At 37.6% G+C, this 13,212-nt stretch carries 13 protein-coding genes; 2 read left to right on the top strand and 11 right to left on the bottom strand.

Annotated elements, in window-relative coordinates; genetic code table 11:
* A complete protein-coding gene (locus ACE1TG_RS01610) occupies positions 1-225 on the top strand; it encodes a helix-turn-helix domain-containing protein (protein ID WP_010651078.1) in 225 nt (74 codons plus the stop codon).
* Between the two features lie 16 nt (positions 226-241).
* On the opposite strand, the gene ACE1TG_RS01615 is transcribed toward ACE1TG_RS01610, so the two are convergent.
* The 4 genes from ACE1TG_RS01615 to ACE1TG_RS01630 all read right to left on the bottom strand — a co-directional run bounded on the left by ACE1TG_RS01615 (position 242) and on the right by ACE1TG_RS01630 (position 4,044).
* Positions 242-700, bottom strand: coding sequence for an acyl-CoA thioesterase (locus ACE1TG_RS01615; RefSeq protein ID WP_375050602.1), 459 nt, complete (start codon positions 698-700; stop codon positions 242-244).
* A gap of 160 nt (positions 701-860) precedes the next feature.
* Complete coding sequence (gene sdhB, locus ACE1TG_RS01620; RefSeq protein ID WP_375050603.1) at positions 861-1,625, bottom strand: succinate dehydrogenase iron-sulfur subunit; 765 nt, start codon at positions 1,623-1,625, stop codon at positions 861-863.
* A 20-nt stretch (positions 1,626-1,645) separates the two neighbouring features.
* Positions 1,646-3,394: a succinate dehydrogenase flavoprotein subunit gene (gene sdhA, locus ACE1TG_RS01625; RefSeq protein WP_375050604.1), complete on the bottom strand. Its 1,749-nt coding sequence runs from the start codon at positions 3,392-3,394 to the stop codon at positions 1,646-1,648.
* Positions 3,395-3,423: 29 nt separating this feature from the next.
* Positions 3,424-4,044, bottom strand: a complete 621-nt coding sequence (locus ACE1TG_RS01630; protein WP_375050605.1) for a succinate dehydrogenase cytochrome b558 subunit — start codon at positions 4,042-4,044, stop codon at positions 3,424-3,426.
* A gap of 658 nt (positions 4,045-4,702) precedes the next feature.
* Here ACE1TG_RS01630 and ACE1TG_RS01635 point away from each other — a divergent pair.
* Positions 4,703-5,143 carry a YslB family protein gene (locus tag ACE1TG_RS01635; RefSeq protein WP_375050606.1) on the top strand — a complete coding sequence of 147 codons (441 nt, stop codon included), beginning with the start codon at positions 4,703-4,705 and terminating at the stop codon, positions 5,141-5,143.
* Positions 5,144-5,187: 44 nt separating this feature from the next.
* Here ACE1TG_RS01635 and uvrC read toward each other — a convergent pair whose 3' ends face one another.
* From uvrC to ACE1TG_RS01670, 7 genes are all read right to left on the bottom strand, one after another.
* Positions 5,188-6,966 (bottom strand): excinuclease ABC subunit UvrC, encoded by a 1,779-nt coding sequence (gene uvrC / locus ACE1TG_RS01640; protein WP_375050607.1) that lies wholly within the window; start codon positions 6,964-6,966, stop codon positions 5,188-5,190.
* Between the two features lie 167 nt (positions 6,967-7,133).
* On the bottom strand, positions 7,134-7,448 hold the full coding sequence (gene trxA / locus ACE1TG_RS01645) for a thioredoxin (protein WP_092492390.1): 315 nt from the start codon (positions 7,446-7,448) through the stop codon (positions 7,134-7,136).
* A gap of 613 nt (positions 7,449-8,061) precedes the next feature.
* A complete protein-coding gene (locus tag ACE1TG_RS01650; protein WP_375050608.1) occupies positions 8,062-9,033 on the bottom strand; it encodes an electron transfer flavoprotein subunit alpha/FixB family protein in 972 nt (323 codons plus the stop codon).
* Positions 9,034-9,060: 27 nt separating this feature from the next.
* Complete coding sequence (locus ACE1TG_RS01655; RefSeq protein ID WP_375050609.1) at positions 9,061-9,834, bottom strand: electron transfer flavoprotein subunit beta/FixA family protein; 774 nt, start codon at positions 9,832-9,834, stop codon at positions 9,061-9,063.
* Between the two features lie 20 nt (positions 9,835-9,854).
* Positions 9,855-10,628 (bottom strand): enoyl-CoA hydratase, encoded by a 774-nt coding sequence (locus ACE1TG_RS01660; RefSeq protein ID WP_375050610.1) that lies wholly within the window; start codon positions 10,626-10,628, stop codon positions 9,855-9,857.
* Between the two features lie 112 nt (positions 10,629-10,740).
* Positions 10,741-11,322: a fatty acid metabolism transcriptional regulator FadR gene (locus ACE1TG_RS01665; protein WP_375050611.1), complete on the bottom strand. Its 582-nt coding sequence runs from the start codon at positions 11,320-11,322 to the stop codon at positions 10,741-10,743.
* A 131-nt stretch (positions 11,323-11,453) separates the two neighbouring features.
* Positions 11,454-13,148, bottom strand: a complete 1,695-nt coding sequence (locus ACE1TG_RS01670; RefSeq protein WP_375050612.1) for a long-chain-fatty-acid--CoA ligase — start codon at positions 13,146-13,148, stop codon at positions 11,454-11,456.
* Between the last annotated feature and the right edge of the window lie 64 nt (positions 13,149-13,212).

Raw genomic sequence — 13,212 nt, forward strand, 5'->3', positions numbered from 1 at the left:
TTGAAGGACAACGAGTACAAACCGAAGCAATTATTAACCAAACGTGAAAAAGAGGTATTCGAGCTCTTAGTACAAGACAAAACAACAAAGGAAATTGCCCAGGAATTGTTTATATCAGAGAAAACTGTCCGAAACCACATTTCAAATGCTATGCAAAAGTTAGGAGTCAAGGGGCGATCACAAGCTGTAGTAGAGCTCCTTCGCATGGGGGAATTAAAGCTCTAGAAGAAACCGACTTTCATTACTGGAAGTCGGTTTTTGCTAATAATTTTTCCTTCATAGAATCCAAGAGCTGAATTGGTTTTCCCGATTCAGGATCTATATACACTAATCTTCCTCGACCGGTTAAACACAATTCATTTTTATCATTTAATGCCATGTAATGGATATCAAGTGATGTGTTTCCGATATAATTCACTTTTACATAAAGCCATATTTGTTCGTTAAAATACAGTTGCTTATGATAATCGCATTGTAAATCTGCAACAATAGGTACGCCTTCATCATTACTATTTTCATTTTGAAATAAACCAACAGACTTTAAAAATTCAATACGTGCCTCTTCAAAGTAAATGAATGCCGATACATTGTTCACATGACCAAACATGTCCGTTTCTGAGAAGCGGATTTTAACGGGTATGTAAAAGGAAAATTCAGATTGCCATTTAGTTAAATCTTCAATATATGAAACAGTTTTCAAATAAAACTTCTCCTTCCTGTTTAGAAAACTGGCTTATCGATTTGCCTTAATGTAGATAAGCCTTTGTTGCACTTATGAGCAAAGAAAGTATCAATATTGCTGAAAAATGGCCCTTACCAGCGTTAGGTAAGGGCCATGGTATTTTCATAGTTTGATAGAATTAATGCGCGTTGTCACTACCAAAGAAATTCTTGAAAGATTGAATGTTTGTGTCACGATTCATTGCAGCAATTGATGTTGTCAACGGAATACCTTTTGGACATACTTGTACACAGTTTTGTGCATTACTACACCCAGAAATACCTCCGTCTTCCATTAATCCATCTAAACGTTCGCTTTTATTCATCTCTCCAGTTGGATGAGCATTAAACAATCTTGCTTGCGAAAGTGCTGCAGGTCCAATGAAGTCAGATTTGTCATTAACATTTGGGCATGCTTCCAAGCACACACCACAAGTCATACATTTAGAGAGCTCATATGCCCATTGACGTTTTTTCTCGGGCATACGAGGTCCAGGTCCAAGATCATAGGTTCCATCAATAGGTACCCACGCCTTAATCTGTTTTAATGCATCAAACATTTGCTCGCGATCCACTATAAGATCACGAACAACCGGGAAGGTGCTCATTGGTTCCAGGCGAATTGGCTGCTCCAATTTATCTACTAGTGTAGCGCATGATTGACGCGCTGTCCCGTTTATTACCATTGAACAAGCTCCACAAACTTCCTCAAGACAGCTCATATCCCAGTATACAGGTGCTGTTTTTTCACCATTCGCATTAACAGGGTTTTGGCGAATTTCCATCAAACCTGAAATAACATTCATATTTTTTTTATATGGTACGTTGAATGTCTCCTGATAAGAAGGTGAATCCGGGCTATCTTGTCGAGTTATGATAAATGTAACTGTACTCTGTTCAGCCATGCATATCTTTCTCCCCTCAATTATTTTTTAGAATAGTCCCTTAATCTCGGTTCAATAAGAGAAGTATCCACTTCTTCATATGTTATAACCGGAGCGTTTTCTGACTCATCAAATGTTGCAATCGTCGTTTTCAACCACTCTTCATCATTTCTTTCAGGAAATTCCGGTTTATAATGCGCGCCACGGCTTTCATTACGTTTATAAGCACCAAGAGCAATAACTCGTGCTAAATGGAGCATATTTTTTAACTGCCGAGTAAACATAACACCTTGGTTACTCCAGCGGGATGTATCGTCCATATTAATGTTTTCCCATCTTCTCTGGAGATCCTTAATTTTTTCAATCGTATCTTTAAGTTTTTCATTATGACGTACAACTGTAACGTTATCTGTCATTAGCTCTCCAAGCTCTTTATGAAGCTGATAAGCATTCTCATCACCTTCCATTTTCATAAGCTTTTCAAACTTTTCCTGTTCCTCTTTTTCCCTATTCTCAAATAACTCAGGTGACATATCTTCAACATGTGTTTCAAGTTCCTCAATATATTTGATTGCATTTGGGCCTGCAACAGAGCCACCGTATATTGCAGATAGCAATGAGTTAGCACCTAGACGGTTACCTCCATGTTGTGAATAATCGCATTCACCCGCTGCAAATATACCTGGTATACTTGTCATTTGATCATAATCAACCCAAAGTCCACCCATAGAGTAATGTACTGCAGGGAATATTTTCATTGGAACTTTGCGGGGATCCTCACCGACAAATTTTTCATAAATTTCTATGATACCACCAAGTTTAACATCCAATTCTTTTGGATCCTTATGTGATAAATCAAGGTAAACCATATTTTCTCCGTTAATGCCTAGCTTTTGATTTACACATACATCAAATATTTCACGGGTTGCGATATCACGGGTAACTAAGTTTCCGTAAGCAGGATATTTCTCCTCCAGGAAGTACCATGGCTCACCGTCTTTATATGTCCAAATACGACCGCCTTCACCACGCGCTGACTCACTCATTAAACGTAATTTATCATCCCCTGGAATAGCAGTGGGATGAATCTGAATAAATTCTCCATTAGCATACTTTGCACCTTGCTGGTACAAGGTACTTGCTGCAGATCCTGTATTAATCATTGAGTTTGTAGATTTACCAAAGATTATTCCAGGACCACCAGTAGACATTATTGTTGCATCCGATGGGAAGGATTTTATTTCATGTGTCTTAATGTTCTGTCCAACAATCCCTTTTCCTACACCATCATCATCTATAATAGCTCCAAGGAATTCCCAGTTTTCATACTTGTTTACTAATCCCTCAACTTCATAACGTCGAACCTGTTCGTCAAGTGCATATAATAATTGTTGACCTGTAGTTGCTCCTGCATATGCTGTACGGTGTACACTTGTACCACCAAAACGCCGGAAATCAAGAAGACCTTCAGGAGTACGATTGAACATTACTCCCATACGGTCCAGTAAATTTATTATACCCGGTGCTGCGTCACACATTGCTTTTACAGGTGGCTGATTTGCGAGAAAGTCGCCACCATATACCGTATCATCAAGGTGTTTCCAAGGTGAATCTCCTTCACCTTTTGTGTTTACTGCACCGTTTATACCGCCCTGGGCACATACAGAGTGAGAACGTTTTACAGGCACAATAGAAAACAGGTCTACTACAGCACCATCTTCAGCTGCTTTGATTGTTGCCATAAGACCGGCTAAACCGCCGCCTACAACCGCGACTTTACGATTACTCATAATATTTACTCACTCCTATTATTCTTAAATTAAACTCCATAAGCGAATTGAATTAATGCTCTTACACCGATATAGCTGATAGCCAAAAAGACGAGCAATGTTGCATATGTAACAATCTTTTGTGACTTCGGTGATTGTGTAATGCCCCAAGATACTAAAAAGCTCCATAGTCCATTAGCAAAATGGAATGTAGTAGAGATTACACCCAAGATGTAAAACCAAAACATTACAGGATTAGAAAGAATATTTTCCATTAGACTATAGTCCAATTCTGCGTTGCCCATGCCAATCTGCACACGTGTTTCCCAAACATGCCATGCGATAAAAACAAAAGTAATTATACCGGTTACACGTTGCAAGTAAAACATCCAGTTACGGAAATAACCATATCGTTTTGTGTTGTTTTTTGTAACAAATACAATATAAACACCTAGGATTGCATGGAACAAGATTGGAAGAAATATAATAAAAATTTCCAATACTAACCTAAATGGTAGGTCATGCATAAAACCTGCTGCTTTATTAAAACTTTCTTCTCCATATACAGCAAAATGGTTTACAACCAAGTGTTGAACCAAGAAAATTCCAATTGGTATTACCCCTAACAGGGAATGGAGTCTACGATAAAAAAACTCACGATGTTCTGCCATGTGTTACCCCCCTCAGTTATTATGTTATGTTATTCTTAGTAATGCACAAGATTTTATGACAATAAAGCACTAACATAGTTATTGTCCAAAAATGTACAATTTATGACATATTTATTGTACTTCTAACTGTATGAAGCGTCAAGAAAAGGAAGCACTTTATTTTTTTATGTGACATATCTCATTATTTGATTATTTATACTTTAGTTTTAGCTGTTTTTGTTATTTTTTAAATGCAATGAATTATCTAGTAGGATACTGTGACACAGACTAAGATAACCGATTGTACTATTTAGTGTGGCTCACTGCCCACGCAGTGGAATTAATGGATTTAAATCTTGCTATTATCCATCTTATTCATCAGGATAAATAAATTGAGCAAATCCCAACGGAGACTCCTGCGGGGTGCCGGCTAAAAAAGGTGCGCAAAGTGTATTTCCGAAACGGTGCCAAAGCACTCAAATTAGTTTCTCACATTACCTCGCATTTTTATATCAATATCGACAATCTTTGATAAAACATCCTAAATTTTTTTATTTTGATGCTTGCACAATAACCAAATTATATAGATAATAATACTAGCAAACTACTACTAAGATAATCTCGAACATCGTGACCAGAGTATTTGTGAGTTGGTTACTGATAGGAAAGGATGACATCAATGTCAAATGAACACAAGTCCATGTCTGTTTCACTTTTAGATGAACTCCATACATCTGGTGCCGGGTATGACGTACTTCGATATATAGGTTTACCTGAGATATTAGGGACAGAATCAAGTACGCTTCTGTATTTCATGGGCAAAAATATTGCTAGAAAACTAGAAATTCAATCCATAACGGATATCATTTTCGCGTTTGACAAATTGGGTTGGGGCAATTTGGAACTTGTTAAGGAAAAAAAGAAAGAACTTATCTTCCAACTAATGTCTGACTCTGTAGTGTATCGATTAAATGCACCCTTCGAAACTGATTTTCGTTTGGAAGCTGGATTTTTAGCTGAAGCAATTCAAATTATTAAAGAGATACCATGTGAATGTACTGAAGAAATACATAAAAAAGTTCATCAAGTAGAATTCTCTATTGTCTTTACAGATTTTTAAAAAATTATTGCCGAAGCGAAACAATATATAAGTTGTTTCGCTTCTTATTTCTCATTATTCAGGTGGTCTAATATTACTTCAGCAATGTTTGCTGGTAAACCTAGTCTTGTTAAGTCCGGTAATGAAGCATTCTTGATCTCCGTCACTGACTTAAAATGCGTTAACAACAACCTTCTTCGCTTTTCTCCCACACCTGGAATCTTATCCAATTCCGACTGAAATAAACTCTTTCCACGTAGTTGTCGATGGAAAGAAATTGCAAACCGGTGCACTTCATCCTGTATGCGCTGAACAAGGTAAAATTCCTGAGACTGTCTGGACAACGGTATAATTGCTGGTGGAACCCCGTAAAGTAGTTCACTTGTCTTGTGCTTGTCATCTTTCGCCAAACCACATAAAGGAATATCTAATCCCAGTTCATTTTCTAAAACATCAAGTGCTGCACTAATTTGCCCTTTACCTCCATCTACAATAATTAAATCTGGTAATGGAAGGTTTTCCTTTAGTACTCTTTTATAGCGACGACGGATTACTTCACGCATTGTTTCATAGTCATCAGGCCCCTTCACATCTTTTATCTTATATTTACGATACTCTTTTTTGTTTGGCCTGCCATCGGTAAAAACAACCATCGCTGAAACAGGATCGGTTCCTTGTATATTAGAGTTATCAAATGCTTCAATGCGGTGGGGCATCTCAATATGAAGAGCTTCACCTAACTTTTCTACAGCTAAAATAGTTCTTTCTTCATCACGTTCTATAATTGAGAATTTTTCTTCTAGTGCGATTGTTGCATTTTTCACGGCTAATTCAACAAGCTCTTTCTTTCTGCCCCGAAATGGAGTGTGTACATCTATTTCTAGTAATTCACTTAGTAATTTAGTGTCCGTTCCAATGGGCACTAGTAATTGTTTTGGCTTCAGATGTTGCTGGTGCAAATAAAACCTTCCTATAAAGCTAATAAAAGTATCAGTCGGATCATCAAAGAACGGGAATATCGACACATCTCGTTCAATTAATTTCCCCTGTCTCACAAAAAACACTTGGATACACATCCAGCCTTTATCATAACTGTAACCAAATATATCACGGTCTACTTGATCATTTAATGTCATTCGCTGTTGTTCCATTACGACTTCAATATGCTGAATTTGATCGCGCAACTCTTTAGCTCGTTCAAAGTTTTGCTGCTCACTTGCTTCATGCATTTTTGTTTTTAAATCACTTTTTATTTCTTTGTGGCCACCGTGAAGAAAAGTAGTGATACTTTGAGTTATTTCTTTATAAGTACTTTCTGAAGCAGGATGTTCACTACACGCTAAACACTGACCCATGTGATAATATAAGCAAACACGACCTGGTGGGTTATTGCATTTGCGCAATGGATACAATCGATCAAGAAGTTTTTTGGTTTCCCGGGCAGCAAGTACGTTTGGGTATGGACCGAAATATTTTCCTTTATCTTTTTTTACTTTTCGTACAATCAGCAGTCTTGGATGCCTTTCTGCGGTAATCTTCAAGTAAGGATATGATTTATCATCTTTTAATAACACATTATATTTTGGGTCATATTTTTTTATTAGATTCATTTCCAGAATTAATGCTTCTATTTCAGATGTGGTCACGATATATTCAAAATCCACTATTTCGAGAACTAGACGTTGTGTCTTTTTATCATTCGCCCCAGTAAAATAAGATCTGACTCTATTTCGTAATAACTTAGATTTACCTACATATATAATAGTATTATTTTTATCCTTCATTAAATAGCATCCAGGCTGTGATGGAAGAACAGCTAACTTTTCACTTATTTGTTGATTCATAGTAAATTCATCCCTTGTTATATGTGTTCAACTAGCTTTTTGAGTATCCGACTTTCCTATAGAATATATCGTATTCATATGTATTTTCAGTAGTATAAAGAAACCCCCTGTTACAAAAAAGCAACAAGGGATTCACGGTACTGTTTATTATACTATTTAACACTCACTTATGCATGTTTGTTAACTAGTTCAACAAGTGCTTCCTTAGGTTGAAATCCAACAACCTGGTCAACGACATTGCCATCTTTAAAAAGTAATAAAGTTGGGATACTCATAACACCGTATTTACCAGCTGTTTCCTGGTTTTCATCCACATCTAGTTTTACAATTGAAACTTTATCTTCCATTTCACCATCAATTTCTTCTAATACTGGTGCAATCATTTTACAAGGTCCACACCACGGAGCCCAAAAGTCAGCTAACACTAGACCTTCAGATGTCTCTTTAGTAAAATTCTGATCTGTAACATGTACAATTGCCATTTTCATTCCTCCTCAATCAATCTTTAAGTTGAGTATATCATCGTTAGTATTTCCTTGCGAATAGTTTGCTTATACACTATATTCTTTTCGTACATTGGCTGCTAATTAATCTTCGTTTTTGATATAAACTGCGAACTAACATGCTAAGCGCTATGACACCGCTTCGGAAATACACTTCGCGCACCTAGGGCGGCTGATGAGCCTCCTTGCTCCTACGTCGCTGCGTAGTCTCATCTAGGCGCAAGCTCCCACAGGAGTCTACTTGTATTTCCTTCGCTTGGTTTTGCTTACAAGAACTTTAAAAAAAGATTTTATACCACTAAACTAGCAGTTGGAATATGCGAGACTCCTGTGGGAAGAACAAGCTAGGCGAGACCCCGCAGGCGAGGTACGAGCTGAGGAGGCTCGGCACTTGCCCACGGAAAGGGAGCATATTCCAGCTGCGTTGTTTGAGAAACGTACAAATTTCACTAGTTCGCATTTTCTATCAACTCTGTCTTAAACTTATTGTATGGAAAAAGCAACTTTTTGAAAACAACAGCCATATACAAAAATGTTATTCGAGTACGAAGTAAAAGACCTAACCAAAGCTTTGATCAGGTCTTTTAAAAAACTATTTTAACTTCTTAACTTCTTCTATTAGCTTTGGAACTACATCAAATAAGTCTCCAACGATACCGTAATCAGCTACATTAAAGATATTTGCTTCAGGATCTTTATTAATAGCTACGATTACTTTTGAATTAGACATACCAGCCAAATGCTGAATTGCACCAGAAATACCTACAGCAATATATAAATCAGGTGTTACAACTTTCCCGGTTTGACCAATTTGAAGTGCGTAATCACAATATTCCGCATCACATGCACCACGTGAAGCTCCAACCGCTCCACCTAATACATCAGCTAATTCATATAATGGTTTAAAACCTTCTTCACTTTTCACACCACGGCCACCTGCAATAATAACGTTTGCCTCTGATAGGTCTACGCCTTCTGAAGCTTTGCGGATAACTTCTTTAATTATGGTACGAATATCAGTTATTTCCACGTCTTTTGAACTCACGTCACCAGAACGGGATTCATCACGCTCTAATGCAGGAATATTATTAGGACGGATTGTAGCAAATGTTAAACCACTTGAAATAGTTTTCTTTTCAAATGCTTTACCAGAATATATTGGTCGGATAAATACTGCTTTATCACCTTCGACCTCTATTTCCGTCGCATCTGAAATTAAGCCAGTTTCGAATTTACTTGCTAGCTTAGGTGTTAGATCTTTTCCAATTGCTGTATGGCCCATTATTATTCCATCTGGTGACTCATCATTAATAACAGGAAGTATTGCCTGACCATATCCTTCCGATGTATATGTTTTTAATTCATCATGCTGAACCGTAACAACACGGTCTGCACCATAATAAATCATTTCCTGTGCTTGGTTACTCAAGTCATCATTACCACACAGTACACCAACAATATCCCCATCAGAATTTATTTTTTTCGCTGCTGCGATTGCTTCAAATGTTACATTTCGTAACATGCCGTCTCTTGCTTCGCCAATAACTAGTAACTTATCACTCATGTCTTTTCTCCTTTCTGTAGTAAAGGTTTACAGTACTTTTGCATCATTTTTTAGTAAGGAAACCAGTTCTTGAACTTGTTCGTCTATCTCACCTTCAAGAACTCTGCCAGCTTCTTTTTCTGGTGGCAGGAATATATCAACTGTATTTGTTTTTGCTTCAACATCTTCTTCTTCCAAGTCAAGGTCATCAATTTCCAATTCCTCTAATGGCTTCTTCTTCGCTTTCATTATCCCTGGAAGTGAAGGGTATCTTGGGTCATTCAGACCTTGCTGACATGTTACAAGTACTGGAAGACTTGTCTCGATTTTCTCGACGTCACCTTCAACATCTTTATCAATTTTTACTGTTTCCCCATCGATTTCCAATGCAGTAATCGTAGTAATAAAAGGAATTCCCAGACTTTCTGCTAGCCTTGGCCCAACTTGACCACTCGCTTCATCAATTGCAACATTTCCCGCTAGGATTAGGTCTGCTTCCTTATCTTCAAAGTAAGTTTGCAGAATTTTTGCTGTTGTATACTGATCTCCATCTTCAAGATCATCTTCCGTATTAATTAGCACTGCTTTGTCCGCACCCATTGCTAACGCAGTACGCAGTTGCTTTTCAGACTCCTCGTCGCCTACCGTAACAACTGTCACCTCACCACCATGAGCATCTTTTTGTTTGATTGCTTCTTCTACAGCATACTCATCATATGGGTTAATGATATATTCAGCACTATCATCTTCAATTCTCCCATTTGAAACTGCAATTTTTTCTTCTGTATCAAATGTCCTTTTTAACAATACATATATGTTCATTTGTGATATCCTCCTTTAATCTATTTATCTTGGAAGTTAGGTTTACGCTTCTCTATGAAAGCCTGCACACCTTCTTTTGCGTCCTCTGAACCAAAGATCTTGCCAAATGCTTGTGCTTCCTCATGGACCCCTCGTGAAAACTGTTCTGTTTTTGAATAAGGAATCAATTCCATAATATTATTGATTGTTGGTTTGCTTTTAGCTGCAATTGTTTCAGCAAGCTTAGTCGCTACTTCAAAAACTTCCTCATCTTTTACAGCCTGATTTGCAAGGCCGAATGCTTTAGCTTCTGTTCCACTAATTGGCTGACCGCTTAAGATCATTTCATATGCTTTAGCTGTTCCGACATATTGCGGCAAGCGCTGCGTTCCGGCAAATCCTGGAATAATCCCCAATGTTAATTCAGGTAATCCCAATTTTGCGCTTTCTGTAACTATTCGTATATGACATGCCATGGAAAGTTCTAATCCTCCACCCAGTGCTGCCCCATGTATAGCAGCAATCACTGGTATAGAAAAGTGTTCAATTCGGTTAAACAGCTCTTGACCTTTTTCTGCTAAGGCTTGATAGTCAGACGCATTTTGCAGGGAGGTGAATTCCTTTATATCCGCACCTGCTGAGAAAAACTTTCCTTCTCCTCGTAAGATTATTGCTTTAATCGTGTTATCGTTTTCAATTTCGTCCAGCTTTTCACCCAAATCACGTAATAGATTGCTAGATAACGCATTGGCTGGTGGACTTTGAATGGTTAAAATTGCAACGTTGTTCTGACTTTCATACGCTAATGTCCCCAAGTCAATCCTCCTCTGCTGTTTTTAGCAATTAAGAAAATATAACCGCTTTCTTTATTAATGCATAAGTACAACTAAGCTTTTCGTCTTTTATATTACCGATAAGCCTGGTTTTCTAAACAGAAAGTCCATTTGTAATTAATGCATGGACATCCGAAGTCTGTTTAACTAAATCATACCTCTGTTCTTTCATTACCCAGTTTGTAACTATTTCATCCAGGGTACCAAAAATCATTTGCCTGACAAGAGGAATATTTAAATCATCCCGAAATATTTTTTCTTCCATACCCTCTTCGATTATATCATCAATTACAACTAAATACGGTTTTAGAACCTCATTTATCTTCATCCGTAATGCTGTATTTGACTGTCTCAATTCCAATTGCGTTACAATGGCTAAGTGATGATCATTTGCAAGCTGCAGAAAATGCATTTCAATTAGCGTTCGCAGTTTTTCATCTGCATTTTGTTTATCATTGGTACTGGATGCAATCTGTTCGATAAACTGCCCCATTTTTTCTTCAAAAACAGACACGAGAATATCTTCTTTATTTTTAAAATAAAGGTAGATTGTTCCATCAGCTACCCCAGCTTTTTTGGCAATTTTTGATACCTGCGATGCATGATACCCGTTATCCGCGATTGTTTCAACAGCTGCCTCGATAATTTGTTTGTACTTCGGTCTGTTTTTATTCATGATAATCTCCTTAGCATATACCTCTTGCTTACAAACTGAATGAATGGTCATTCATCATAATTGTACAAATTTACTTCTATAATGTCAATATAAAGCCTGTACAATAATTATACAAAAAGAGAGCGTTTCGCTCAAATTGTTTTACTTTTTTCCTGCATCTTTTCTTTTTCTTCATCTACTAACTTCCTCCGTAGTATTTTACCTACTGCGGTTTTTGGCAGCTCATCACGAAACTCATAAATTCTTGGCACTTTAAAAGCTGCTAGGTGTTTCCTGCAATGTGCATTTAATTCTTCTTCCTCTATCTGGTAACCTGATTTTTGCACAACATACGCTTTTACTGTTTCTCCGCGATATGGGTCAGGAATTCCAGCTACCACTGCTTCTAGGACAGCTTCGTGCTCGTATAATACTTCCTCTACTTCTCTAGGATAGATATTATATCCACCAGCAATTATCATATCTTTTTTGCGGTCAACAATATAGAAATAACCTTCTTCGTTCATATAGCCCAAATCACCAGTAAACAACCAGCCATCTTTTAGAACATTGTCTGTTTCTTCCTGGTTGTTCCAATACCCTTTCATGATCTGTGGCCCTTTAACTGCAACTTCTCCTACTTCCCCTACTTCAGCTTCTTCCATAGTTTCCACCCTGAATATTGCTGAATCCGTATCTGGCCATGGCACCCCAATACTAGAGTTAACACGGTTATCCCAGACAAAATTAGCATGGGTGACAGGAGACGATTCGGTTAATCCATATCCTTCCACTAAACGACCGCCGGTTACTTTTTCAAACTGCTCTTGTACTTCCGATGGCAATGGAGCAGATCCGCTTATGCAGGCTTCAACCGATGATAGATCATATTTTTTTAAATTGGGATGATTTAATAGTCCTACGTAAATTGTTGGCGCGCCTGGAAACATAGTTGGCTTTTGTTTATGAATTGTTTTAAGTACTTCTTCAGCATCAAATTTCGGCAGAAGCACCATCTTAGACCCAAACATAATGGCCATATTCATCACGGTAGTCATTCCGTATACATGAAAAAATGGTAAAACGCCTAAGACAGTTTCCTTTCCTGATTCCGCCTTATATAGCCATGCTTGACTCATTTGTACATTAGCTACCAAATTGTAATGAGTTAGCATAACTCCCTTCGGATGTCCGGTTGTACCACCTGTATATTGAAGCAGTGCAAGGTCTTCTTTAGAATTAACTTCAACTGGGCTGTAGTCATCATTCCCATTTTCAATAATTGATTGCCAAACATGCGTATCTTCTGATTGTTCAACTTTTACAACCAGGTTATATTGCTTTTTCTGGATAAAAGGGTAAATCAGATTCTTTGGAAACGGTAAATAATCCTTAATACATGTAACAATTGTATGTTTAAGCGATGTGCTACCCCGGACATTTGTAACGCGAGGCAATAAAATGTCCAGACAAACGATAAATGTTGCACCGGAATCGTTTAGTTGGTATTCAAGCTCCCTTTCCTTATATAAAGGGTTGGTCTGAACGACTACAGCTCCAGCCATTAATGCCCCGTAGTAACTTATTACTGCCTGTGGACAATTTGGAAGCATGATTGCTACCCGGTCACCTTTTTCAAGGCCAAGGGACTGCATGTATTTGGCCATTTTTCTGGCCTGTAAATATACTTCTGTAAACGTCATTTCCTTACCCATAAAATGAAGCGCTTTCTTTTCAGGGTATAATTCAGCTGTTGCTGCCAAAAATGAATGTAACGGCTTTTCGTCATATTCAATTGTAGTTGGAATCTCTTTTGGATAATGGACATGCCAACGTTTTTTCTCCATATATTTTACTCCTCCTTTTTATCTATTAACTCCATTATACCGATTAATTAGTATTTTTTGAAAT

It is taken from the genome of Virgibacillus sp. JSM 102003 (assembly GCF_041949995.1).
Lineage (GTDB): Bacteria > Bacillota > Bacilli > Bacillales > Amphibacillaceae > Lentibacillus.

Excerpts from the sequence above, each read along its gene's own strand:
- sdhA (WP_375050604.1), bottom strand. The coding sequence starts at position 3,394 with ATGAGTAATCGTAAAGTCGCGGTTGTAGGCGGCGGTTTAGCCGGTCTT.
- ACE1TG_RS01655 (WP_375050609.1), bottom strand. The coding sequence starts at position 9,834 with ATGAACATATATGTATTGTTAAAAAGGACATTTGATACAGAAGAAAAA.
- ACE1TG_RS01650 (WP_375050608.1), bottom strand. The coding sequence starts at position 9,033 with ATGAGTGATAAGTTACTAGTTATTGGCGAAGCAAGAGACGGCATGTTA.
- uvrC (WP_375050607.1), bottom strand. The coding sequence starts at position 6,966 with ATGAATCAACAAATAAGTGAAAAGTTAGCTGTTCTTCCATCACAGCCT.
- trxA (WP_092492390.1), bottom strand. The coding sequence starts at position 7,448 with ATGGCAATTGTACATGTTACAGATCAGAATTTTACTAAAGAGACATCT.
- sdhB (WP_375050603.1), bottom strand. The coding sequence starts at position 1,625 with ATGGCTGAACAGAGTACAGTTACATTTATCATAACTCGACAAGATAGC.
- ACE1TG_RS01670 (WP_375050612.1), bottom strand. The coding sequence starts at position 13,148 with ATGGAGAAAAAACGTTGGCATGTCCATTATCCAAAAGAGATTCCAACT.
- ACE1TG_RS01630 (WP_375050605.1), bottom strand. The coding sequence starts at position 4,044 with ATGGCAGAACATCGTGAGTTTTTTTATCGTAGACTCCATTCCCTGTTA.
- ACE1TG_RS01665 (WP_375050611.1), bottom strand. The coding sequence starts at position 11,322 with ATGAATAAAAACAGACCGAAGTACAAACAAATTATCGAGGCAGCTGTT.
- ACE1TG_RS01635 (WP_375050606.1), top strand. The coding sequence starts at position 4,703 with ATGTCAAATGAACACAAGTCCATGTCTGTTTCACTTTTAGATGAACTC.